Origin of the sequence: Mesorhizobium sp. L-8-10 (assembly GCF_016756635.1) — a bacterium.
Taxonomy (GTDB): domain Bacteria; phylum Pseudomonadota; class Alphaproteobacteria; order Rhizobiales; family Rhizobiaceae.
In genome coordinates, this window is record NZ_AP023263.1 from 2076064 (window position 1) to 2098805 (window position 22742).

The following is a 22742-nucleotide window of genomic DNA, read 5'->3' on the forward strand; positions in this document are numbered from 1 at the left end:
AGCCGCCGCCTCCTACATTCCATTCACCATTCACCATTCACCATTCACCGGAATCAATCTCCGTCGATCTCCGCACCGATGATCGCGATTGCCTGCTGATAGACACTGGCTGCGTTCCAGCCCTGCAGGGCGCCGAAGTTCGCCTGCCCCGGCTGATAGCCGCCACCGGCTCTCCAGCCGTGGCCGCGCAGGAAGTTGGCGGTCGACGCCAGTGCGTCAGCCTTCGAGCGGATGAGGTCGACCCGGCCGTTGCCGTCGCCATCGACGCCGTAGCGCAGCACGTTGAGCGGCAGGAACTGCGTCTGGCCGATCTCGCCATGCATGGCGCCGATGGCCGACGGGCTGAGCGAGCCGGCCTGCACGAGCTTCAGGGCGGCATAGAGCTGGTCGGTGAAGTAATCCGAACGGCGGCAGTCATAGGCCAGCGTCGCCACAGCCGAGAGGATGTTGGAGTTGCCCATGAAGCTGCCGAAGCCGGTCTCCATGCCCCAGATTGCGATCAGCGGTCCAGCCGGCACGCCGTAGCGCTGTTCGATCCGGTTGAAGAGATCGGCATTCTGCCTGCGCAGGCTCTTGCCCTTGGAGGCGATCGTCTTGCCCCCGCGCTTGGCCATGAACTGGTTGAGCGAGAGCTTGAAACTCTTCTGGTTGCGGTCCGCCGCGATGGTCTTCGATGCATAGCTGGTCTGGGCCAGCGCGCCGAGCGCCTTCTGGCCGATACCGTTGGCCGCCGCTTCCCGTGAGAAGGCCGCCTTCCATGTCTCGAAACCGGCGGAATTGTTGCCGCATTTGGCCGCCTCGGCGGCGCCCGCCGCCAGGCCGAGCATGGCGGTCGCCACGGCCAGTACCTTCACCTTGGCAAGACTTGCCATTCCCATCTCCTGTTGCCTGATTGTCCCGAGCGCCGGTCAATGCCGGCAAGACCCTTCCCGGTCATCGTTAAGATGAAGTTTACGGCCAAAGCAAGTCATACTGGCGCGAGGGGCGGAAATTCCCCAGCGCGGCGCGCGTCCATTCGGATGCGCAAAGGACGCCCTGGCACTTTCAAGTAACGCTTAGTGCTTTGCGAAAATCGTTATCGACTTTAGCGCCGATGCGGTAAGGTCAACTATTCTGTGACGCACTCCTGTGAGGGGCGGGAACTGCCATGGTCGAGGTGGACGTCGTAATCGTCGGCGCAGGCTCCGCGGGGCTGTCCGCCGCCAAGACATTGCGCAGCGCCGGCCGCTCGTTCCTCCTGTTCGAGGCGACGAACCGCATCGGGGGCAGGGCTTGGACCTCGTCGGAACACTTCGGGATACCCTTCGACATAGGCTGCGCGTGGCTGCATGCAGCCGATCGCAATCCCTATTTCGAAGAGGCGAAGTCCGCCGGCTGGACACTCCAGTATCACGACATGAATCTCGATCATCTCTACTTCGGGCGTAAAAAGGCGAGCGAACAGGACGAAGTGGAGACAAAACTTGCCGACGCGCAATTGACGGCGCTTCTTGAGACGCATGTCGGCCACGAAGATCGTCTGTCGGCGTTGCTGGCCGACGGGCAGGCGTCGCGCGCGGCCGCGACTTTCGCGGGGCCGATGGATTTCGGCAAGGACTATGATGAGATTTCCATCGCCGATTTCAAAGCGGCAGCAGATCTCGAGCCCAACTATCTCAGCAAGGAAGGCTTCGGCGCGCTGGTCGCGCATTACGGCGCCGACGTGGCCGTCGAATTCGCCACGCCGGTGCGCAGGATCCGCTGGGACGGGCCCGAGGTCGTCTGCGAGACCGACCGTGGCGCGGTCCGCGCCAGCGCTGCGATCGTCACCGCCTCGCCGGCGGTGCTCGCCTTCGAGGAGATAGCCTTCGTTCCCGATCTGCCCGATGCCCATCGGGATGCCATTTTCGACCTGCCGATGGGAATGCTCACCAAGCTGCCGATCGAGATCAAGGGCAATCGCCTCGGTCTCAAGCCTTTCGAGGACCTGCTGATCGAACGTCGCGCCGAGCATGACATCTATTTCCTCTGCTTTCCCTTCGACCTCGATCTCATGATCGGCTTCGTCGGCGGTGATTTTGCCTGGGAACTCTCCGCGGCCGGGCAGGAGGCGGGGGTCGACTTCGTCACCAACCGGCTTTGCGGGATCTTCGGCAACGACCTGAGGAGACAGGTCGGACGCGCCATGATGACCAATTGGGGCGGCGAGCGCTGGGTGCGCGGAGCCTATGCCGCGGCCAGGCCCGGCCAGGCGGGTGCGCGCAAGGTGCTGGCCGAACCCGTGGCCGAAAGGATATGGTTTGCCGGCGAGCATCTCGCGGGGCCGCTGATCCAGACTTGCGGCGGGGCGCGGCTCTCAGGCGAAGCCGTGGCGCTGCAGGTGATCGCCCGGCTCGCGTCCAGATAGCGTTCGCGCCATCTCTCCCGCAATTGGCATTGGGACAGGGCAGCCCGCAGGCTTTCGCGCCGGTTTCGTCGAAATTCGTAACGTGGAGGGGTGCATTCCGCGCAAAAACTGATAAAGGGTGCGCCATCATGGCTCGCCATCCCGGCGGGCCAATAGCGCTTGCGCGTGCCTCGTGTGACGGTACGGCGGGCAGAGTAGGGAAATCTATTGCAGGTATTGGTTCGCGAGAACAATGTCGAACAGGCATTGCGGGTGTTGAAGAAGAAGCTCCAGCGGGAAGGCGTCTTCCGCGAGATGAAGGCGCGTCGCGCCTATGAGAAGCCGTCCGAGAAGCGGGCGCGCGAAAAGGCCGAGGCCGTGCGCAGGAGCCGCAAGGCGGCGCGCAAGCAGGCCCAGCGCGAAGGGCTGCTGCCCGCCCCGAAGAAGAAGCCGCGGCCCGAGCGGCCGTCCCGCGGCGCCGCCTGAGGCGACGCCGAGGCGCCAGCCGCCCGTTCCGAATGTCCAGTCCGGGCTTTAGCTCTCCGGATATCGGAACGCGCGATGTGCCGACCCATATGAAAAGACGGAGCGCCCGTTGCGCGTCCGGATGGACGCGCGGCGCTCTGTAGCCGTCGGCCCCCTTTCGCAATTGCGAAAAACACTGTATGAGCGCGGCCAACCGAAGACGCGGCGCGGTCTTTCGTGCGCCCCAGCAATCCCGAGCAGACAATGCAACTCCGTAATATCGCGATCATCGCGCATGTCGACCATGGCAAGACGACGCTGGTCGATGCGCTCCTGAAGCAGTCGGGCGCCGTGCGCGACAACCAGCGCGTCGCCGAACGCGTCATGGATTCGAACGACCTCGAGAAGGAGCGTGGCATCACCATCCTCGCCAAGGCGACCTCGGTGGAGTGGAAGGATACGCGCATCAACATCGTCGACACGCCCGGTCACGCCGATTTCGGCGGCGAGGTGGAGCGCATCCTCAACATGGTCGACGGTGCGATCGTGCTGGTCGACGCGGCCGAGGGCCCGATGCCGCAGACCAAATTCGTCGTCGGCAAGGCGCTTAAGGTCGGCCTGCGGCCGATCGTAGCCATCAACAAGATCGACCGGCCCGATGCGCGCGAGGTCGAGGTCATCAACGAGGTGTTCGACCTGTTCGCCGCGCTCGACGCGACCGACGAGCAGCTCGACTTTCCGATCCTCTACGGTTCCGGCCGCGACGGCTGGATGGCCGCCGATCCGCAAGGTCCCAAGGACCAGGGCCTTGCGCCCTTGTTCGACCTCGTGTTGAAGCATGTGCCGGCGCCGAAGGTAGGCAGCGGACCCTTCCGCATGATCGGCACGATCCTCGAAGCCAACCCGTTCCTGGGCCGCATCATCACCGGCCGCATCGAGTCCGGCTCCCTGAAGCCCAACCAGGCGGTCAAGGTGCTGCACCATGACGGTAGCGTGCTCGAAACGGGGCGCGTCTCGAAGATCCTCGCCTTCCGCGGCATCGAGCGGCAGCCGATCGAGGAGGCGTCGGCGGGCGACATCGTGGCGATCGCCGGCCTGTCGAAGGGCACGGTCGCCGACACTTTCTGCGATCCTGCCGTCAGCGATGCGCTGCCGGCCCAGCCGATCGACCCGCCGACGGTGACGATGAGCTTCCTGGTCAACGATTCCCCGCTGGCCGGCACCGAAGGCGACAAGGTGACCAGCCGCGTCATCCGCGATCGTCTGCTGCGCGAGGCCGAAGGCAATGTCGCCTTGAAGATCGAGGAATCGGCCGACAAGGATTCCTTCTACGTCTCCGGCCGCGGCGAGCTCCAACTCGCGGTGCTGATCGAGACCATGCGCCGCGAGGGCTTCGAACTCGCCGTCTCGCGTCCGCGCGTCGTCATGCAGAAGGATGAGGGCGGCCAGTTGCTCGAGCCGGTCGAAGAGGTCGTCATCGACGTCGACGAGGAGCATGCCGGCGTCGTCGTGCAGAAGATGTCGGAGCGCAAGGCCGAGATGGTCGAGCTGAAGCCTTCCGGCGGCAATCGCCAGCGTCTGGTCTTCCACGCTCCGACGCGCGGCCTGATCGGCTATCAGTCGGAACTGCTGACCGACACGCGGGGCACCGCCGTCATGAACCGGCTGTTCCACTCCTACGAGCCGTTCAAGGGCGATATTCCCGGCCGCGTCAACGGCGTGCTGATCGCCAACGAGCCGGGCGAAGCCGTCGCCTATGCGCTATGGAACCTCGAGGATCGCGGGCCCATGGTCATCGACGCCGGCGTGAAGGTCTATGCCGGCATGATCGTCGGCATCCACACCCGCGACAACGACCTCGAAGTGAACGTGTTGAAGGGCAAGAAGCTCACCAACATCCGCGCCGCCGGCAAGGACGAGGCGGTGCGCCTCACCCCGCCGATCCGCATGACGCTCGAACGGGCGCTCGCCTGGATCCAGGACGACGAGCTTGTCGAAGTGACGCCGAAGTCGATCCGCCTGCGCAAGCTTTATCTCGACACCCATGAGCGCAAGCGGTTCGAGAAGAGCAAGACGGCCGGCGCGGCCTGACAATTCGAAGGGCGGCCGGTTCGAGCCGCCCTTTCCTTAGGCCGAACTCTAGGAAGGTGCATGACGCACGGCTGGCCGCAGCCCGTCGAGCGTTCGACGACTGCACGGCACGTCAAGGGCAACTGGCAGCGCTTCGCCCGATCTGGCCCATTCGCGATGGCTGGACGAGAGACTATCGTTCGACGGGCGAGGGGGATGGGTGCCATGGAATTCACGTCGCTGCTGATCTTCGCCGGAGCTCTGATTGTCGCGGCCGGCTCGCCGGGACCGTCCATCGCCGCGCTTGTCGCGCGCGTGATCAGCAAGGGCTTTCGCGACGTCTTCCCCTTCCTGGCCGCGATGTGGATCGGCGAGGCGATCTGGCTGTCCATGGCGGTCTTCGGGCTCGCCTTCGTGGCGCAGACCTTCCACGCCGTGTTCGTGGTCGTGAAGTGGCTGGGCGTCGCCTATCTCGCCTATCTCGCCTGGAAGATGTGGACGGCGCCCGTTACCGTCGGCGAGAGCGAAATGCCGCGCGAGGATTCGCCTGTCAGGCTGTTCCTGGCCGGCATGGCCGTGACGCTCGGCAATCCGAAGATCATGATGTTCTATCTGGCGCTGCTGCCGACCATCATCGATCTTGCGGCAGTGACGGTGGTCGGCTGGCTTGAGCTCACCGTCACCATGGCGGTCGTGCTGGTCGCGATCGATCTTGCCTGGGTGTTCGCCGCCGCTCAGGCGCGCCGGATGCTCAGGAGTGCCCGCGCCATGCGGATCGCCAACCGGGTCAGCGCCGCGACGATGGCCGGAGCTGCCGCGGCGATCGCCGCGCGGAGTTGACGGCCATCCGCGTGACGTGGAACAGGTCGTGTCTGCGCCAGCCGGAGAAGAGGCAAACAAAGGTCGGGAGGATCGCTCTTCCGCGGCTTCGCTGCCACATGCCCTACATCTGCATGATCTCCGCCACTTCGACCGAGCCGCCACGGGCCAGGATCGGGCATCCCTTGGCCTTGGTGTTGGCATCTTCCATGCTGGATGCCTCGATGATCGAATAGCCGCTGGCCGGGTTGGCGCCGCCATTGGCGGCAACCGAGCCATCCGAATTGACGGTGTTCGACATGCCGACAGGGTTGCCGCCCTCGACCACGGCGGGGCCGAGCTTGCCGAACCAGTCGGTCCAGGCTTTCATGACCCTCTCACCTTCTTCCTTCGACTGTGGCATGCTGCCGCCGTGATAGACGTAGAGGTATTTGGACATGGCTCGCTCCATGTTGACGCCCAGAAACAACCCGCTCGCCCGCTTCATCATCCGGCGGGCACCTTAAATAAGCAATTGCTCATATATGGCGATCCCGAAGAGTTGATGGTGCGGCCGGTCGTAGCTCTGCCGCGGAGGCGGAGGGCGACGGACCTGGCCAGGGCCGTCGCTTTGCCGGCACGGAATGTGCCGGCACGCGACCTGGAACGCGGCGCGCCCATCTGGACACACAAGGGACAGCCTACAGCGTGTCGCGTGAAAAGGATGCACGCGACACACTGTAGGTTCTTGATTTGGCGCATGTCTTTTTCCCGAAACCGGTGTCCACTTTCGGGAGACATGCTTTAACACTTCAATCGATGCATCGCGCCTTCGGAAGATCGAGTGCCACGTCGGGCCGATGCGGTAAGGAGCCCTGATGCAGCAACTGGCGGAGACGATTTCGCTCAGACCGGCGACGCGAGCCGACATGGACGCCGTCACCGAGATCTATGCCCATGCGGTCCGCCACGGCACAGCCAGCTATGAGCTGGAGCCGCCGTCGCCGGCCAACATGGCGGGGCGCTTCGCCGCGCTCCATGACGGCGGCTATCCCTATATCGTAGCGGTGGTTGAGGGCCGCGGCGTCGTCGGCTTCGCCTATGCCGGACCGTTTCGTCCCCGGCCGGCTTACAGGTTCATCGTCGAGGACTCGATCTATGTTGCGGCGGATTGCCAGGGACGAGGCATCGGCCGGCTGCTGCTGCGGTCTCTCGTCGGGGAATGCGAGGCGCTTGGCTTCCGTCAGGTCCTGGCTGTGATCGGCGACGGTTCGCCGTCGAGCCCGTCCGTCCGGCTGCACGAGGAACTGGGGTTCCGCCATTCGGGTACCCTCGAAGGCTCGGGCTTCAAGCAAGGACGCTGGCTCGACACGGTGATGATGCAGCTTGCTATCAACGGCGGTTCGTCACTGCCGCCAGATCCCTCGTCGCTGCCGGAGCGGAATTTCTCCGGCGGGTCCGCCCGAAAATAGATCCCGTGCTGGACCACAGCGCGTCGCGCGAGAAAGGATTCGAAGGATTCTCGCGACACGCTGTGAGTTTCTTGATTTGGCGCATGTCTCCCGAAACCGCTGCCCGCTTTCGGGAGATATGCTTCGGCACTACTTTAGCCGCTCAAGGAGGTCACGCAGGGTCTTGGTTGCCTCGCCGCGTTCTTTGGCCGACATGAGGCCGGGTTCGGCGCGCAGCTTCAGATGCGGCAGCTCGGCAAGGATGGGCTGCGCTCTCGCCGCGAGATTGGCCCTCAGATCGACCACGCGATAGGTGGCCGCAGGATAAGCAATGCCTCTGACCTGGATGCGGCCCTGTTCCTCGCAGTGGATCGAGTCCTTCACCTGGGCGAAGGTCTCATAGGAAATCAGCACCGTCCCCGGCTGCGCTTCGTGCTCCAAGCGAGACGCAAGGTTCACGGCACCGCCAATGATCGTGTAGTCCATTCGGTCTTCGCTGCCGAAATTGCCGACGGTGCAATAGTCGGTATGTATGCCGATGCGGCAGCGGAGAGGCGTCTCCATGCCGGCATCCTTCCAGACCTGTGCGAGCTCGCTCATCCGCCTTTGCATCGCAAGCGCCATCGTCACGCAGGCAAGCGCGTCCTCCTTGACGCCTCGGCTCTCTGGATCGCCGAAGAACATCACGATCGCGTCGCCGACATATTTGTCGATCGTGGCGCCATGCTCCGAAGCAATGCGTGACATCTCGGTCAGATAGTGATTGAGAAGCTGGGTGAGTTCCTCAGACTCCATTTTGTCGGCCGTTTCCGTGAAGCCGGCAATGTCCGAAAAGCACACGGTAAGCTTCTTGCGTTGGCTTGCAATGCGCACGTCCTGGTGTCCGGTGAAGATCGAGTTGTAGACCTGCGGCGCCAGATATTTGGAGAGTTTGCCGGAAAGTACCTCCAGGGCGGCCGATTTTTCCGCCAGACCTTCTTCCCGCCGTTTCAACTCGGTAATGTCGGAATAGACTGCGACCGTCCCGCCGCCGGTGATCCGCCGCTCGCTGATCATGATCCATGTCCCGTCGCCGCGCTGCTGCACGTGCGGCTCGCCGGGATTGCGGTGCTGCAGCAGACGGGCGGCGATCCAATCCTCTTCGCGCCCCTTGGCATCTGCCACGAGACCGCGTTCCGCCGCCCCACGGATTATGGCCTCGAACGGAGTACCCGGCATGACAATATCGGCGATGCCAGGATACATGATCTCGCGATAGCGGCTGTTGGAGAGGATGAGCCGGTCATCGGAATCGTAAAGCGCGAAGCCCTCGGAGATGCTCTCGATCGCGTCGACAAGCCGCTGGCGCGCCTCGGCCACGTCGCGCAGATTTTTCTCTTCCACCTCGATCGCTGTGTCGCGAAAGAGCCGCAGCGCCTCTGCCATTCGGCCGATCTCGTCGCGCCCGGGTGATGGCAGGGACGCTCGAAGGTCCCCGCCGGCGATGGCGAGCATGCTTTGGCTTACGCCCGCCAGGCGCGTGAGGAGATTCCGATCCACGTAGAGCCAAACAACCAGCGCCGAGGTCAGCAGACTAAGAAAGGCAGCGCCGAGCACGACGCCGGTGCCGTAGCGCTGTACGGTGGCAGTCTCGCGCTCCGCTTCGTTGATATCATGGTCGGCAATGGCCACGAGCCTATCTACCGCCGCCGTGAGATCGTTTGAAAGACGCCTGTTCTCCGCGAGGAGCGCCTCTCCGGCCGTAAGGACCGTGAGTTCGTCCGCACGCGCCTTCAGGATGCTATCTTCGCCCTCGACCAGAGCCTTGAGTTCGTCCACGCGTTTCTGAAAACGAGCGCGAAGCTTTCCGTCGATCTCAGGCGCCAACGCACTCAGTGCCTCCAGAGACCGGTGCAGCGGAAAAGACATCAGCGTCAAGTCGCCCGGGCTCGGCGCCACCGATGCCCTGAGGAGCGCATCGTTCATACTGGCAACTTCCCGCTGCGCTTTCTGCTGTGGGACATAGGAGGCGATTGCTTCAAGAAAGCCGGCATTCTCGGGGCTGCCCGATTGCGCCGCTGCGGAGGGTTCGGCCATGGTCGCGCGCCATCTATCGACCTTCGAGTTCATGACGAGGATGGCGGGCGCAATGAGGCGCTGGCTGGCGTTCACCGTCGTGGACAGTCGCCGCAAGAGCTCTTCTTTGCGAGCGGTCGCCGACAGGCGGGTCGCAACAATGCCGTCGAGCGCCTCGAAATTGCTCCGTAGCCCAACGACCGCCGCTTCTATCCCGGTAACGGGAGAGGTGCCTTGGCTCGCGGCTTTCAACGAAGCGAGCAACTCATCGAGTTGCGCCAGGCTGTCGGCGACAACAGCTCTGATCTCGTCATGTCGGGCCTTGCTGGTGGCAGCCAGTATTGACGGTGCGGTCGCGGTGACCCGTTCGGCCTGACGGGACAACTCCAGCGATGAAAGGGCGGCTGGAACCCGACTTTTCGTGATCCGCTCGACGGCGGAGCCGACTTCGAAAAAAGCATACAAGGCCGCGGCAGTCGCCAGCACGGCGAGTATGCTGATTCCGAAGAAAGCAAGCAACAGGCGCCCGCGTATGCCGAAGCGCCCGAGCAGCGCGCGGGGACCCAACCGACCGGTGAGCAACCTCTGCACGGGATTGCCTCGGGGGTCTTCCGAACCGCGCATCCGCCTCCTATTTCTCCACGGGCGTGTATTCGCCGCCACGCCACACGTACCACACCCAGTTCTGAACCATGATGTCCCCCTTCTCATCGAAGTCGATCCGGCCCAGGACGGTGTCGAACTGATTCTTGTGCAGCGATGCGATCACTACCGTCGGCTCCAGCGCGCCCGCCTTCTCGACAGCGTGTGCCCAAGCCTGCACGGCAGCGTAGCTGAGCAGAGTAAAGGAATCCGGTTCGAAGTTCTCTGCGCGAAACCTCTCTACGACTTCCACCGCGTCGGGGCTTCTACGCGGGTCGGCGACAAAGGTGAAGAGAACGCCCTCGGCCGCGGTGCCGGCGACAAGGCCAAACTCTTCGGTCGCGATCGTATCGCCCGAGATCAGCTGAACTGTGTAGCCTCGATCGTGCGCCGCGCGCGCCATGAGCGCAATGTCGTTCGGATACCCGCCTACATACAGCGCTGCGACATTGGCCGCCTGCAGCGCAGCCATTTCGTCTGAATAGTCGGCCTTGCCCGCATCGTAAGTGTTGAAGATCGCCTCGGCGACGCCGCGCTTGTTCAACTGCCTCTTCGTCTCGTCGGCCAGTCCTTTCCCATAGGTCGTGCCATCGTTCAGAATCGCGATGTTTCGGTCGGCCCAATGGTCGGCCAGATAGTTGCCGGCCACGCTTCCCTGCATGTCATCACGGCCGATGGTGCGGAAGACGTTGCCGCGGCCTTGCTCGGTGAGCATCGGGTTCGTCGATGACGGCGAGATCTGAATGACCCCCGCAGCCTCGTAAACTTTGGACGCCGCGATCGACGCGCCGGAGCAGCCATGCCCTACGACGAGCACCACATCGTCCCCGACCAGCTTTTGCGCGGCAGCGATCGCCTGCTCGGGATCGCAGAAGTCATCTGCCGTGATCAACCTTAGCGGCTGTCCGAGCACACCACCTGCGGCGTTGATGTCGGCGACGGCCATTTCCGAGCCGTGAATGATCTGCTGGCCTTGCCAGGCGACCGGTCCGGTGATTTGACCGGCAGCTCCGATCAGGATCTCCGCTTGCGCCGGACTGCTGAACGCGACCGCGAGCGAGGCGATCGCCATGGAGGCGACGCGGTGCATGGCTACGTCCCTCCAAAGCACAGTCTGCGCGGCAGCGAAGGCCGGCAGCTGGCAATCGTGAATGCCGAGATGTTGATCATCGCGGGCCAGCGATGCTCTAACGAGCGCCCGAAGCGCCTATTCGACCGGGACATACGTGCCGCCCTTCCAGACGTACCAGACCGGGCTCTGGGTGGTGATGTCTCCCTTGGCATCGAAGGCGATCGGGCCGAGTACCGTACTGAATTCATTCTTATGGAGCGATTGGATGACCGGTTGCAGTTCCAGCGTCCCCGCCTTTTCGACAGCCAGCGCCCAGGTCTGGATCGCGGCATAGGTCAGAAGAGTGTATCCCTCCGGGTCGAAGCCGTCGGCACGAAACCGCTCGATCACCGCGGCGGCGTTGGAGTTTAGTCGAGGGTCGGGAAACGACGTAAAGAGTGTGCCCTCGGCAGCCGCGCCTGCTATCAGGCCATATTCCTCCGTGGCCAGCACGCCCGATCCCGTTACGAGCTGGACGTTGTAGCCTCTGTCGCGCGCCGCGCGGATCAGTAGGCCCATCTCGGTCTGGTAGCCGCCGACGTAGAGCACCGCTATGTTGGCACTCTGCAGCTCGGCGATCTCCGCCGAATAGTCGGACTTGCCGGGCTGGAAAGCCTTGTAGATGGCTTCGGTGACACCGCGCTTGCGCAGCTGCTCCTTGGTGGAATCCGCGAGTCCCTTTCCGAAGACTGAATCGTCGTGGAGGATCGCGATCTCCTTGCCCTTCCAGTGATCGGCCAAATAGTTGCCGTCCATGATACCATCCGCGTCGTCGCGGATGATGACACGGAACACATTTGCTCGGCCAAGCTCCGTCAAGGTGGGATTGCTCGAGGCCGGCGAGATCATCACAACGCCGGCGTCCTGATAGATTTTCGAAGCAGGTATGGAGGCCCCGGAACAATAATGGCCGGCGACGAAGATCACACCCTCGCTGACCAGCTTCCGTGCGGCGGCGACGCCCTGGTCCGGATCGCAGAAATCGTCGGCAGTCAGGAGCCGCACTTCATCACCGAGGACGCCGCCGGCAGCGTTGATGTCCGCCACCGCCAGCTCTGCTCCGCGTTGCATCTGCTCGCCGGGCCAAGCATTTGCCCCTGTCATGGGGCCTGCCACGCCGATCAGCACGTCCGCTTGCACGCTGGCGAAGGAAACAATGCTCAAGATGCCAGCATAGAAAAACGAGCGCATGAATGCCCCCTTTTTCTAAATTAGCCTCTTCTAAGTTAGACGATGCTGGACCGTATGCAACATGCATTTGGGGGCAACTGCATCGTCACTAAATCTCTCAATTCGCGAATGTGCAGTCGAACGGCCGCCTATGGCGCTGCTTGCTTGTTCCGACAGACGGCTAGAGCGGCAAAGTTCCGCTTGGAGCCGCCTTCGGCGCCGTGTACCGAAGCATCAGGCTTTCAAGTCTGGTCTAGAGGGGCGGACGCGCCAATGGAATCGGCGCTGTCGCCCTATGTTCTTGCTTGAGTGTCAAGCAGCTTTTCACGCCCGTGAGAACGGTGCTTGACCTCGGCTGGATCAGGCCTGGACAAGCCGCAGCCTCTTGTCGAAGATTCCCAGGACGCGGGCGAGTTCGTGGCCACGCCGCAGGATCATGCCTGTTGCCGCCACGACCGAATAGGCGCCCTGCTTGCGGGCGAGCTTGGGGTCCTTGACGATCTGGAACAGCGGCGTCTCGCTGGTGCGGCGGAAGACGGAGAACACGGCGCGGTCGGAAAGATGGTCGATGGCATAGTCCCGCCATTCATTGGCGGCGACCATTCGGCCATAGAGGCGCAGAATCTGGTCGAGCTCGCGCCGGTCGAAAGACACCGGCATGTCGAGGCGCTCGCGACGCGCTTCCTGAAACGGGATCAATATTGCGGATTCGTCCCCACCCTCCGCACCAGATCCGCGTTCTGTCATCCGATCCGACCCTTTGTGACAATCACAAGACGACGACAGGTTTGCTCTTTCGTCCCGCAAAAGCAAGACCTGGGCGCAATTCGGGGGCCGATCACGCCGATTCCGGGGGGCAAGGGTCACGCGGCGTCATGTCACAAAGCAAGCGGTGGTGTTAGAATTGGTGATCCTTGGCCACAATCTCGCCACAAATAATCCAAGCTCACGCCCCAATGTCTGGCGACCATCCGTTCGTTGCCTGAGACGGTTCGGTCCGGCATCGGCTCGTAAACCCCAAGCCCCCCGCCCACGGGCCCGCGTCGGATCGAACCAACCTCGGTTTTTGCAAGGAACCGGGTGCGACGATCCCAAAACCACTGAACCGGTGTCAGTCCCGACTGGCGCCGGTTTTTTAATGCATGTCTCCCGAAATGGTGCTGGTGCAGGGTTTGGGAAAAAGACATGCGCTCAGCCAGGAGCGCACAAGCACGCGACATGCTTGTTGATCTCAGAGGCCCGAGGGATATTCGATCGCCGCCGCTCCCAGAATAGGACCGGGCGTGTCGTCCTTGCCGACCGACTGCAGAAGCACCGCGCAGCCGCCCGCGCCCCGCTTTGTCACCTCGCTCATCGGCATCTCGAATCGCGCTGCCTTGGCGTGCCAGACGCCTGCCGTCTGCATGTCTGTGACCGCATTCCAGTAGGAGACCGTACGGCCCCGATTCTCGCCTTCGGCGATGGCGATGGGCGTCACCGGATTGTAGTAGACCAGTACGACATGGGCCTTCTCGCCCGTCTTGCCTTCGCCCACCTCGATCACCAGGCTGTCGCCGAGGCGCTTGGCCGTAATCGGCACCGGCAGGCCCTGGGCGTCCGCCTTCCCCGACGCCAGCGCCGTCTCGATCGCCGCGCGGTCCGAGCCGTTTACATGGGTGGTGCCATTGATCACCGCCTGCGGCGTGTAGACCGAGCGGCTGCCGAAGGTGCGCATGTAGTCGCGCTGGCGGGCCGTGTTCTCGGGCTTGGCCAGCGTGTCGCGCCAGCCGAGATAGTCCCAGTAATCGACGTGATAGGCCAGCGCCACGATGTCGCCCTTGCCGGCCATCTCGGCGAACAACTCGTCGGCCGGCGGGCAGGAACTGCAACCCTGGCTGGTGAAGAGTTCGACGACACCACGCGGATTGCCGATCTCGCCTGCGATCGAAGGTGCTGCAATAACCGACAGGGCCAGCGCCGCCGCCAGCCCGTCAAGGTGCCGAAATCCCATGGCCGTTTCCGCTCTTGCACGCCGGGCCAGCCGGCTGCTTTTGATTGCCCGACAAACTGGCAGAAGCGACTTTCAACGGGAAGTCACGTTCACTTGAAGCTTCGCCTGCCAGAGCCCCTCGAGGCGCAACTGCGCACAGGCTTCGGGACCTGCGGCGTGTCGCGAGAAAGGATTTATGCGACAGGCTGCAGGTTCTTGATTTCGCGCCTGCCATTTTCCCGAAACCGCTGCACTTTCGGGAGACATGCCTCGGCTCCGCTTTCGGGACGCGTGCCAGGAAGAGGCTCCCGCGCGTCCGAGAGGACGCGCGGGGCTTCAAATCGGTAGGTTTGCGTTGCTGGCGGCTCACGCCGCCAGGTCGCGCAGCACATATTGCAGGATGCCGCCGTTCTTGAAGTAGTCGAGCTCGTCGACCGTATCGATACGGCAGAGGATTGGCACGTTCTTGACCGTGCCGTCCGCGAAGGTCACCGTCGCGTTCATCTTCTGGCGCGGACGGATGGTATCGAGCCCGTCGATGGTCACCGTCTCGTCGCCCTTCAGGCCGAGCGATGCCCAGGAGGTGCCCTCCTCGAAGACGAAGGGGATGACGCCCATGCCGACCAGGTTCGAGCGGTGGATGCGCTCGAAGGACTGGGCGATCACAGCGCGTACGCCGAGCAGGTTGGTGCCCTTGGCCGCCCAATCGCGCGACGACCCGTTGCCGTACTCGACGCCGGCGAAGATCACCAGCGGCACGCCCTCGCGGCGATATTCCATCGCCGCGTCGTAGATCGGCATCTCTTCCTTGGACGGATAGTGGATGGTGTAGCCGCCTTCGCGTCCGTTCTCGCCCAGCATGTGGTTCCTGATACGGATATTGGCGAAAGTGCCGCGCATCATCACCTCATGGTTGCCGCGCCGCGTGCCGTACTGGTTGAAGTCGGCGACGCCGACGCCGTTGTCGATCAGATATTTGCCGGCGGGCGAGGCCGCCTTGATCGAACCGGCGGGCGAGATGTGATCGGTGGTGATCTTGTCGCCGAAGAGGCCGAGGACGCGCGCACCCTTGATTTCGCCGATCGCGCCGGGCCTGGCGCCCATGCCGACGAAATAGGGCGGATTTTGCACATAGGTCGACTGGTCGTCCCAGGCATAGGTCTGGCCCTCGGGCGCTTGCACCTTCTGCCAGTTCTCATCGCCCTTGAACACGTCTGCATATTTGCGGGCGAACAGTTCGCGCGTGACGTTCTGGGCGATGAACTGTTCGATCTCTTGCGTCGTCGGCCAGATGTCCTTGAGATAGACCGGCTTGCCGTCGCGATCCTCACCGATCGGCTCGGCGGTGAGGTCCTTGGTCACCGTGCCGGCCAGCGCATGGGCAACGACCAGCGGCGGTGAGGCGAGGTAGTTCGCCTGGACGTCGGGCGACACGCGGCCCTCGAAATTGCGGTTGCCCGAAAGCACCGCCGCTGCGATCAGCCCCTTGTCGTTGATTGTCTTGGAGATCGGCGCCGGCAGAGGACCGGAATTGCCGATGCAGGTCGTGCAGCCGAAACCGACGAGGTTGAAGCCGATCTGGTCGAGCTCCTTCTGCAGGCCTGATTTGTCGAGATACTCCGCGACCACCTGGCTGCCGGGGGCGAGCGAGGTCTTCACCCAGGGCTTCTGCTTCAGGCCGACGCGGTTGGCGTTGCGCGCCAGCAGGCCGGCGCCGATCAGCACGCTCGGATTGGAGGTGTTGGTGCAGGAGGTGATGGCGGCGATGACCACGTCGCCATGGCCGAGGTCGTGGTCGGCGCCTTCCACCGCGTAGCGCCTGGCGGCGTCGGCGGTCTTCTTGTATTCAGCCTCCAGCGCCTTGGCGAAGCCCGATGCGATGCCTTCGAGCGGGATGCGGCCCTCCGGGCGCTTCGGACCGGCCATGGACGGCACGACGTCGCCGAGGTCGAGTTCCAGAAGGTCGGTGAAGACGGGGTCGGCCGAGCCGTTGTCGCGCCACATGCCCTGCGCCTTGGCATAGGCCTCGACCAGCTCGATGCGGCTCTCGGCGCGGCCGGACATGGTGAGATAGCGCACGGTTTCCGCGTCGACCGGGAAGAAGCCGCAAGTGGCGCCGTATTCCGGCGCCATGTTGCCGATCGTGGCGCGGTCGGCCAAGGTCATGTTGGAGAGGCCTGGCCCGAAGAACTCGACGAACTTGCCGACGACACCCTTCTTGCGCAGCATCTGGGTGACGGTCAGCACGAGGTCGGTCGCGGTGACGCCTTCCTTGAGCTTGCCGGTCAGGCGAAAGCCGATCACCTCGGGCAAAAGCATCGACACCGGCTGGCCGAGCATGGCCGCCTCGGCCTCGATGCCGCCGACGCCCCAGCCGAGCACGCCCAGGCCATTGATCATGGTGGTGTGCGAATCGGTGCCGACGCAGGTGTCGGGATATGCGACCACCTCGCCGTCATCGTCGGTGTTGGTCCACACCACCTGGCCGAGATATTCGAGATTGACCTGGTGGCAGATGCCGGTGCCGGGCGGCACCACGCGGAAGTTGCGGAACGCCTGCTGGCCCCATTTCAGGAAGCGGTAGCGCTCTGCGTTGCGCTCATATTCGAGCTCGACATTGCGGGCGAAGGCCATCGGCGTGCCGAACTCGTCGACGATGACGGAGTGGTCGATCACAAGGTCGACCGGCACCAGCGGGTTGATCTTCTGCGGGTCGCCGCCCAGCGAGGCCATGGCGTCGCGCATGGCGGCGAGGTCGACCACCGCCGGCACGCCGGTGAAGTCCTGCATCAGCACGCGGGCCGGCCGATAGGCGATCTCGACGCCGGCCTTGCCCTTGTCCGTCAGCCAGCCGGCGACAGCCTGGATGCTTTCCTTGGTTACCGAGCGGCCGTCCTCGTTGCGGAGCAGATTCTCCAGAAGGACCTTCATCGAATAGGGGAGCTGGGCAATCCCCGCGAGGCCGTTCTTCTCGGCCTCCACCAGGTCGAAATAGACATATTCCGCGTCGCCGACCTTCAGCGTCTTACGGGAATTGAAACTGTCGAGAGATTTGGACACGTGCGATCCCACTGGTCTGTTCTGCCTGGGAACGGACGCCTCGGCATGCTGGAATCACGCGCAAAGGTGCGGGTACGGCCATTTCCGCTGTCCGCCCCCTCGCACCCGGCCGTTCAAGGCGGCGCGCGCGCTGGTTCGGCGCAAATTCGGTTCCCATGCCGACCGCTGGCATGGTCAACCCGCATATAGAGAAATTCCTGGAATAGTTCTAGACGGTGAATCGGGCAATTTTGCTGCGGCGCACATGGCCGCAGCCGGGCTTCCTGCGACGGGGGAGAGATGCGGCTGAAAGCCGACGGACTGGCGGGCGAGCGTGGCGGCGAGCGGATATTCTCCGGCGTCGGCTTCATCCTCGACGCCGGTACGAGCCTGACCGTCACCGGCCCGAACGGCGCCGGCAAGTCGACGCTGCTGAGAGTGCTGGCGGGACTTCTGCCCGCAGCGGCGGGGAACATCTCCTTCGAAGGTGGGGGGCAGTGGCCGGCACTCGCGGGTGCCCTTCACTATCTCGGCCATCAGAACGCGATGAAGGCGGCGTTGACCGTGTCGGAGAACCTTCGCTTCTGGCAGGATTTCTGCGGCATGCCGCGACTCTCCGCCGAAGAGGCGCTCGGCGAAGTCGGGCTCGAAGCGATCGCTCACCTGCCCTTCGGCTATCTGTCGACCGGCCAGCGCCGCCGTGCGGCGATCGCACGGCTGCTGGTCAGCCACCGTCCTGTCTGGCTGCTCGACGAACCAACGGCCGGCCTCGACAAGGCCTCCGAGCAGCGTTTCTCCGGGCTGATGAACGCCCATCTCGAGAACGGCGGCATCATCGTGGCGGCGACTCATCTGCCGCTTGGGCTGGATAACGGCCAGACGCTGGCGATGAGGGGAGAGGCATCGTGAAATCGCATACCGCGTTACCCCCCTCTGTCCTGCCGGACATCTCCCCCTCAAGGGGGGAGATCGGCTGGCAGCGCGCTCTACGTAAAGGGTCGACCTCGCAGAATGATCGCCTTGGCCTGTCTCAGCGAATCTCCCCCCTTGAGGGGGAGATGTCCGGCAGGACAGAGGGGGGTATCAAAATAACCTCGACGCCAGACGTTCGTTCCTCCCTCCAATGGACGGTCCCCCCATGCTAGCGCTGTTCCTGCGCGATATCCGGCTGGGCATCCGGGCCGGCGGCGGGGGACTGACCGGCGTGCTGTTCTTCCTGGCGGTGATCACGGCGGTGCCCTTCGCAGTCGGTCCCGATCTCAACCTTCTCGCCCGCATAGGCCCGGCGATCTTGTGGGTCGGCGCACTGCTGTCCAGCCTGCTCGGCCTCGACCGCCTGTTCCAGGCCGACCGCGAGGACGGGTCCCTCGATGCGCTGCTCCTGGCGCATGACCGCCACATGCCGGCCTTCACCGTCTTCGTGAAGTGCCTGGCCCACTGGGTGGTGAGCGTCCTGCCGCTGGTGGTCGCGGCGCCGCTGTTCGGCCTGTTCATGAACATGCCGCCCGTGGCGATCGGCGCGACAGCGCTTACTCTGCTGGTCGGCACGCCGGCGATCGCTTTCGTCGGCGCGGCGGGCGCGGCGGTCGCCGTGGCCCTGCCGCGCGGCGGCGTGCTGGTTTCGGTGCTGGTGCTGCCGCTGGTGTTGCCGGTGTTGATCTTCGGCGTCTCGGCCTCCTATGCAGCGGTCGCCGAGCCCGATCCGTTCCTGCCGCCTTTTCTCATTCTCTCGGCGCTGACGCTGTTCCTCGCCGTGATCGGCCCGGCTGCAGCGGCAGTGGCATTGCGCTACGCAACCGACTGAATCCCGTTGCACGGACTTCGCCAGCCGGATGCGGCAAAGTCGGCGAATTGCGGAGACAGGGGCGCGGCGTTATGTAACGGTCCATGAACGATACGACCATGCGCTGGACCGATCTGGCCAATCCGACACGCTTCGTGGCGTTGGCCGACCGGCTGATCTCCTGGTTCGCCGGCCTTGCGGCGCTGGTGCTCGCGATCGGCCTCTATATGGGTTTCGCCGCGCCCGAGGATTATCAGCAGGGCATCACGGTGCGCATCATGTATATCCATGTGCCTTTCGCCTGGCTGTCCATGATGTGCTACTCGATCATGGCGGCGTCGGCGCTCGGGACCCTGGTGTGGCGTCACCCGCTGGCCGACGTGGCGCTGAAGGCGGCGGCACCGATCGGGGCGACCTTCACTGCGCTGGCACTCATCACCGGCTCGATCTGGGGCAAGCCCATGTGGGGAACGTGGTGGGTGTGGGACGGCCGGCTCACCTCGGTTTTCGTGCTCTTCATCCTCTACCTCGGCATCATCGCACTGACCCGGGCGCTGGATGATCACACGCGCTCGGCCCGCGCGGCGGCGGTGATCGCGCTGGTCGGATTCGTCAATATCCCCATCATCAAGTTCTCCGTCGACTGGTGGGCGACGCTGCACCAGCCGGCGTCGGTGTTCCGGCTCGACGGACCAACCATCCATCCGAGCCTGCTGTGGCCGCTGATGGTCATGGCGCTTGGTTTCACGATCCTGTTCTTCGCCCTTCATCTCACGGCGATGCGCACCGAGATCTGGCGCCGCCGCGTGGCGGCCATGCGGCGCGTGGCGGCCCGGCGGGCCGAAAGCACGGAAGTGCCGGCATGAGCACGCATGCTCTCTATGTCATGGCGGCCTACGGTGTGACCTTCATCGTCATGGCGGGGCTGATCGGCTGGCTGCTCACAGACCGCAACGCCCGCCGCCGTGAACTCGCCGACCTGGAAGCGAGCGGCGTGCGCCGGCGCTCGGATCGCGCCGTCGAGGGCCGGCCATGAGCGGCACGCAGGCCGAGGCGCCGAAGCGGCCGCGCAGGCTGTTCGTGCTCTTGCCGCTCGCGGCCTTCCTGGCGCTGGCTGCCGTATTCCTGGTGCAGCTCTATTCCGGCCGCGACATTTCGGTGGTGCCGTCGGCCCTGATCGGCTCGCCCGCACCGCAAACCAGGCTGCCGGCGCTCGCAGGCCTCGACCTGCCAGGTCTCGATTCGGCGGCCTTCCTCGGCAATGTGACGCTGGTGAACGTCTTCGCCTCCTGGTGCGGACCGTGCCGGGAAGAGCATCCCGTGCTGATGGCGCTGGCACAGGACCGCCGCTTCGGCATCGTCGCGCTCAACTACAAGGACCGGCCGGAAAACGCGCGGCGGTTCCTCGGCGAACTCGGCAATCCTTTTGGCGCGATCGGCAGCGACGAAACGGGGCGTACCGCGATCGATTGGGGCGTCTACGGGGTGCCGGAGAGCTTTTTGGTCGGGAAGGACGGTAAGATCCTCTACAAACATGTCGGACCGCTCACGCCGGAGGCCGTGAGCAGGCAGTTGCTGCCGCAGATCGAGAAGGCGCTGGCGGCGCCGGGTTAGCGGCGTTCCGCCACTGCTCCCGATTCAGTAACGCAGATGTGATGAACCTACTTCATCACAACGCCGTCTTGGTCTAACCTCCTGTTCGCGGAATCATCGCGGGGGTCCGCAGGGGACGATCCGGCATGCAGTCCAGCGCGGTTTTCAGCATTTTCCTGCCCGCGGCGCTCGCGGTCATCATGCTGGGCCTCGGCCTGTCGTTGACCGTGGAGGATTTCCGCAAGGTGCTGTCGCGGCCGAAGCCGGTCGTCGTAGCGCTCGTCTGCCAGGCGCTGATCCTGCCCGTCATCTGCTTCGGCATCGTCTATCTGTCGGCGCTGCCGCCGGCGATCGCGGTCGGCATGATGCTCTTGGCGGCCAGTCCGGGCGGCTCGTCAGCCAATCTCTACAGCCATCTGGCCGGCGGCGATGTGGCGCTGAACATCACGCTCACCGCGATCAATTCGGTTCTCGCGATGATCACGCTACCGATCATCGTCAATTTCTCGCTGCTGCAGTTCTACGGCGAGGGCAAGGTGATCCCGCTGCAATTCGACAGGATCCTGCAGATCTTCGCACTCGTCCTGGTTCCGGTGGCGTCCGGCATGTTCCTCCGCAACCGCTACCCGACGCTGGCGCTCGGGCTGGAACGGCCGGTGAAGGTCCTGTCGGCGGTGTTCCTCGCAGCGATCGTGCTGGTCGCACTGATCCGCGAATGGCAAACGCTGGTGACCTGGGGGCCGGTGATCGGCATGGCGACGCTCGCCTTCAACCTCATCAGCCTGGCCATCGGCTACGGCGTGCCGCGACTGTTCAATCTCGGCTACAAGCAGGCGATCGCCATCTGCATGGAGATCGGCATCCACAACAGCACGCTGGTCATCGCCATCGCGATGAGCCCGCTGCTGCTCAACAATTCCGAGATGGCCATCCCGCCGGCGATCTACGGGCTGGTGGCCTACATCACCGCCGCGATCTTCGTCGCGCTCGCCAAGCGGCGCGCCGGGGCCGCGGCGGTTTGAGGCGCCAAGGTTGGCGCTGGAAGAAGCCGGCTCAGCCGTAGACCGAGCGATAGGCCTGATGGAGCATCTCGCTGCGGTCGGCGCGCAGGTCGACGAGGTCGCGGGTCGACATGCTCTCGATCTCGGCGACGAGGCGGCGGTACTTGGCGCGCTTGGCGAGACGGTCCTGGGTGCGGGCGACGATGGTAGAGAAGATCATGGTCTTGTCCTTTCCGGAGCGCGTCCAGCGCTCGTGCTGTTCTCCTCCGGCCGATGCACCATGACATAATCATGGTGCAGTGCAAAATAAACTGCTGCATTGCAGCAATGCGCGCCTTGCATGGCACATCCAATGCGCCTCAAACGTCGGCGCGTCCCTCCGGGCCGCTCGGCTTTCGCGCCAACAGGCGTGGGCCACGCGGTCGCGCGCTTCAACGTCGATTTCATCGATGGTTGGTATTGGACATCGGAAAGGATGTTCGCGTCTGGACTGTCGGAACGAAACGGGCGTTGCCGGATGCTCACCACATGGATTTCTTGTAGCTCTCGTCCAGCCACTCGTCGGTCTTGGCGGCGGAATCGGCGAGCGCGAGCTGGTCCTTGAGGATGGTGCCCAACGTCGGCAGGGTGGAGCGGTCCACCCAGCTTTCGGGCTTCCAAAGTTCCGAGCGCATGAAGGCCTTGGCGCAATGCATATAGGCCGCCTTGATGGTGACCACGATGACGCTGATCGGGGGCCGCCCGTCGACGGCCAGCCTTTCGCGCAGCGCCTTGTCGGCGGTGATCCGCGCTTCGCCGTTGATGCGCAGCGTCTCGTTCATGCCGGGAATGAGGAACAGCAGTCCGACCGCAGGGTTGACCAGGATGTTCTCCAGCGTGTCGAGCCGATTGTTGCCGGGCCGGTCGGGAATGGCGATCGTGTTGTCGTCGAGGATGGCGACGAAGCCGGGCTTGTCGCCCTTCGGCGTCACGTCGCCATTGCCTTGGTCGTCGCAGGAGCCGATCAAGACGAACGGGCTCTTGGCGAGGAAGCCGCGGCAATGGAAGTCGAGCGACTTCAGTTCCTTGCGCACCGCGCCTTCGCCGGGTTCCTTGTAGATCGTCCGCAGTTCGTCGCGGTTGCTCACGAATTGCATCGTTGCGGTCCTTTCCCCAAAGCACCGCTCTCCGACGGTGGCCGATCCTGGCGCGGCGGAGGAAGTTACGCCGGTTCAACCAGAGGTGAAAAGA

The 22742-nt window shown here is 64.0% G+C and carries 21 protein-coding genes; 11 read left to right on the forward strand and 10 right to left on the reverse strand.

Features of this window, described 5'->3' with window-relative positions; translation table 11 throughout:
* Nucleotides 1-53: 53 nt before the first annotated feature.
* Entirely contained in the window at nt 54-872 is an 819-nt protein-coding gene (locus JN280_RS09675; RefSeq protein ID WP_446720820.1) for a lytic murein transglycosylase, read from the reverse strand.
* Between the two features lie 275 nt (nt 873-1147).
* Here JN280_RS09675 and JN280_RS09680 point away from each other — a divergent pair, with 275 nt between their 5' ends.
* From JN280_RS09680 to JN280_RS09695, 4 genes are all read left to right on the forward strand, one after another.
* Entirely contained in the window at nt 1148-2386 is a 1239-nt protein-coding gene (locus tag JN280_RS09680) for a flavin monoamine oxidase family protein (RefSeq protein WP_202311759.1), read from the forward strand.
* A 207-nt stretch (nt 2387-2593) separates the two neighbouring features.
* The gene (gene rpsU, locus JN280_RS09685; protein ID WP_202311760.1) at nt 2594-2851 is read left to right on the forward strand and encodes a 30S ribosomal protein S21; all 258 of its coding nucleotides are present in this window, start codon (nt 2594-2596) and stop codon (nt 2849-2851) included.
* Nucleotides 2852-3094: 243 nt separating this feature from the next.
* Nucleotides 3095-4921 carry a translational GTPase TypA gene (gene typA / locus JN280_RS09690; RefSeq protein WP_202311761.1) on the forward strand — a complete coding sequence of 609 codons (1827 nt, stop codon included), beginning with the start codon at nt 3095-3097 and terminating at the stop codon, nt 4919-4921.
* Nucleotides 4922-5125: 204 nt separating this feature from the next.
* Nucleotides 5126-5740 (forward strand): LysE family translocator, encoded by a 615-nt coding sequence (locus JN280_RS09695; RefSeq protein WP_202311762.1) that lies wholly within the window; start codon nt 5126-5128, stop codon nt 5738-5740.
* Nucleotides 5741-5843: 103 nt separating this feature from the next.
* Here JN280_RS09695 and JN280_RS09700 read toward each other — a convergent pair whose 3' ends face one another.
* Nucleotides 5844-6158, reverse strand: a complete 315-nt coding sequence (locus tag JN280_RS09700) for a hypothetical protein (protein ID WP_202311764.1) — start codon at nt 6156-6158, stop codon at nt 5844-5846.
* A 418-nt stretch (nt 6159-6576) separates the two neighbouring features.
* On the opposite strand from JN280_RS09700, the gene JN280_RS09705 reads away from it, so the two are divergent.
* On the forward strand, nt 6577-7170 hold the full coding sequence (locus JN280_RS09705) for a GNAT family N-acetyltransferase (protein WP_202311766.1): 594 nt from the start codon (nt 6577-6579) through the stop codon (nt 7168-7170).
* 129 nt (nt 7171-7299) lie between these two features.
* Here JN280_RS09705 and JN280_RS09710 read toward each other — a convergent pair whose 3' ends face one another.
* The 6 genes from JN280_RS09710 to acnA form a co-directional block, all read right to left on the reverse strand.
* Nucleotides 7300-9756: an adenylate/guanylate cyclase domain-containing protein gene (locus tag JN280_RS09710; RefSeq protein WP_202334242.1), complete on the reverse strand. Its 2457-nt coding sequence runs from the start codon at nt 9754-9756 to the stop codon at nt 7300-7302.
* 79 nt (nt 9757-9835) lie between these two features.
* Nucleotides 9836-10936, reverse strand: a complete 1101-nt coding sequence (locus tag JN280_RS09715; RefSeq protein WP_202311770.1) for a branched-chain amino acid ABC transporter substrate-binding protein — start codon at nt 10934-10936, stop codon at nt 9836-9838.
* 117 nt (nt 10937-11053) lie between these two features.
* Nucleotides 11054-12148: a branched-chain amino acid ABC transporter substrate-binding protein gene (locus JN280_RS09720; protein WP_202311771.1), complete on the reverse strand. Its 1095-nt coding sequence runs from the start codon at nt 12146-12148 to the stop codon at nt 11054-11056.
* Between the two features lie 339 nt (nt 12149-12487).
* Nucleotides 12488-12874, reverse strand: a complete 387-nt coding sequence (locus tag JN280_RS09725; protein ID WP_202311772.1) for a DUF2794 domain-containing protein — start codon at nt 12872-12874, stop codon at nt 12488-12490.
* 484 nt (nt 12875-13358) lie between these two features.
* Nucleotides 13359-14117, reverse strand: coding sequence for a DUF1223 domain-containing protein (locus JN280_RS09730; RefSeq protein WP_202311773.1), 759 nt, complete (start codon nt 14115-14117; stop codon nt 13359-13361).
* 345 nt (nt 14118-14462) lie between these two features.
* Nucleotides 14463-17156, reverse strand: coding sequence for an aconitate hydratase AcnA (gene acnA, locus JN280_RS09735; RefSeq protein WP_202311774.1), 2694 nt, complete (start codon nt 17154-17156; stop codon nt 14463-14465).
* Nucleotides 17157-17435: 279 nt separating this feature from the next.
* Between acnA and ccmA the strand changes: the two genes are divergently transcribed.
* The 6 genes from ccmA to JN280_RS09765 all read left to right on the forward strand — a co-directional run bounded on the left by ccmA (nt 17436) and on the right by JN280_RS09765 (nt 21533).
* The gene (ccmA, locus tag JN280_RS09740) at nt 17436-18044 is read left to right on the forward strand and encodes a heme ABC exporter ATP-binding protein CcmA (RefSeq protein WP_202311775.1); all 609 of its coding nucleotides are present in this window, start codon (nt 17436-17438) and stop codon (nt 18042-18044) included.
* 229 nt (nt 18045-18273) lie between these two features.
* Complete coding sequence (gene ccmB / locus JN280_RS09745) at nt 18274-18939, forward strand: heme exporter protein CcmB (protein WP_202311776.1); 666 nt, start codon at nt 18274-18276, stop codon at nt 18937-18939.
* Nucleotides 18940-19022: 83 nt separating this feature from the next.
* Nucleotides 19023-19784, forward strand: a complete 762-nt coding sequence (locus JN280_RS09750) for a heme ABC transporter permease (RefSeq protein WP_202311777.1) — start codon at nt 19023-19025, stop codon at nt 19782-19784.
* Entirely contained in the window at nt 19781-19954 is a 174-nt protein-coding gene (ccmD, locus tag JN280_RS09755) for a heme exporter protein CcmD (RefSeq protein WP_202311778.1), read from the forward strand. Before JN280_RS09750 ends, ccmD begins: the two co-directional genes overlap by 4 nt.
* Nucleotides 19951-20532 carry a DsbE family thiol:disulfide interchange protein gene (locus tag JN280_RS09760; RefSeq protein ID WP_202311779.1) on the forward strand — a complete coding sequence of 194 codons (582 nt, stop codon included), beginning with the start codon at nt 19951-19953 and terminating at the stop codon, nt 20530-20532. Before ccmD ends, JN280_RS09760 begins: the two co-directional genes overlap by 4 nt.
* A gap of 125 nt (nt 20533-20657) precedes the next feature.
* Entirely contained in the window at nt 20658-21533 is an 876-nt protein-coding gene (locus JN280_RS09765) for a bile acid:sodium symporter family protein (protein ID WP_202311780.1), read from the forward strand.
* 31 nt (nt 21534-21564) lie between these two features.
* On the opposite strand, the gene JN280_RS09770 is transcribed toward JN280_RS09765, so the two are convergent.
* Both JN280_RS09770 and JN280_RS09775 read right to left on the reverse strand, forming a co-directional pair.
* A complete protein-coding gene (locus JN280_RS09770) occupies nt 21565-21732 on the reverse strand; it encodes a hypothetical protein (protein WP_202311782.1) in 168 nt (55 codons plus the stop codon).
* A gap of 301 nt (nt 21733-22033) precedes the next feature.
* Nucleotides 22034-22648 (reverse strand): pyridoxamine 5'-phosphate oxidase family protein, encoded by a 615-nt coding sequence (locus JN280_RS09775; protein ID WP_202311784.1) that lies wholly within the window; start codon nt 22646-22648, stop codon nt 22034-22036.
* Between the last annotated feature and the right edge of the window lie 94 nt (nt 22649-22742).

Bases quoted from the DNA above. Each gene is read 5' to 3' on its own strand.
- JN280_RS09675 (WP_446720820.1), bottom strand. From the start codon at position 872: ATGGCAAGTCTTGCCAAGGTGAAGGTACTGGCCGTGGCGACCGCCATG.
- JN280_RS09680 (WP_202311759.1), top strand. From the start codon at position 1,148: ATGGTCGAGGTGGACGTCGTAATCGTCGGCGCAGGCTCCGCGGGGCTG.
- typA (WP_202311761.1), top strand. From the start codon at position 3,095: ATGCAACTCCGTAATATCGCGATCATCGCGCATGTCGACCATGGCAAG.
- JN280_RS09695 (WP_202311762.1), top strand. From the start codon at position 5,126: ATGGAATTCACGTCGCTGCTGATCTTCGCCGGAGCTCTGATTGTCGCG.
- JN280_RS09700 (WP_202311764.1), bottom strand. From the start codon at position 6,158: ATGTCCAAATACCTCTACGTCTATCACGGCGGCAGCATGCCACAGTCG.
- JN280_RS09705 (WP_202311766.1), top strand. From the start codon at position 6,577: ATGCAGCAACTGGCGGAGACGATTTCGCTCAGACCGGCGACGCGAGCC.
- JN280_RS09715 (WP_202311770.1), bottom strand. From the start codon at position 10,936: ATGCACCGCGTCGCCTCCATGGCGATCGCCTCGCTCGCGGTCGCGTTC.
- JN280_RS09720 (WP_202311771.1), bottom strand. From the start codon at position 12,148: ATGCGCTCGTTTTTCTATGCTGGCATCTTGAGCATTGTTTCCTTCGCC.
- JN280_RS09725 (WP_202311772.1), bottom strand. From the start codon at position 12,874: ATGACAGAACGCGGATCTGGTGCGGAGGGTGGGGACGAATCCGCAATA.
- JN280_RS09730 (WP_202311773.1), bottom strand. From the start codon at position 14,117: ATGGGATTTCGGCACCTTGACGGGCTGGCGGCGGCGCTGGCCCTGTCG.
- ccmA (WP_202311775.1), top strand. From the start codon at position 17,436: ATGCGGCTGAAAGCCGACGGACTGGCGGGCGAGCGTGGCGGCGAGCGG.
- ccmB (WP_202311776.1), top strand. From the start codon at position 18,274: ATGCTAGCGCTGTTCCTGCGCGATATCCGGCTGGGCATCCGGGCCGGC.
- JN280_RS09750 (WP_202311777.1), top strand. From the start codon at position 19,023: ATGAACGATACGACCATGCGCTGGACCGATCTGGCCAATCCGACACGC.
- ccmD (WP_202311778.1), top strand. From the start codon at position 19,781: ATGAGCACGCATGCTCTCTATGTCATGGCGGCCTACGGTGTGACCTTC.
- JN280_RS09760 (WP_202311779.1), top strand. From the start codon at position 19,951: ATGAGCGGCACGCAGGCCGAGGCGCCGAAGCGGCCGCGCAGGCTGTTC.
- JN280_RS09765 (WP_202311780.1), top strand. From the start codon at position 20,658: ATGCAGTCCAGCGCGGTTTTCAGCATTTTCCTGCCCGCGGCGCTCGCG.
- JN280_RS09770 (WP_202311782.1), bottom strand. From the start codon at position 21,732: ATGATCTTCTCTACCATCGTCGCCCGCACCCAGGACCGTCTCGCCAAG.
- JN280_RS09775 (WP_202311784.1), bottom strand. From the start codon at position 22,648: ATGCAATTCGTGAGCAACCGCGACGAACTGCGGACGATCTACAAGGAA.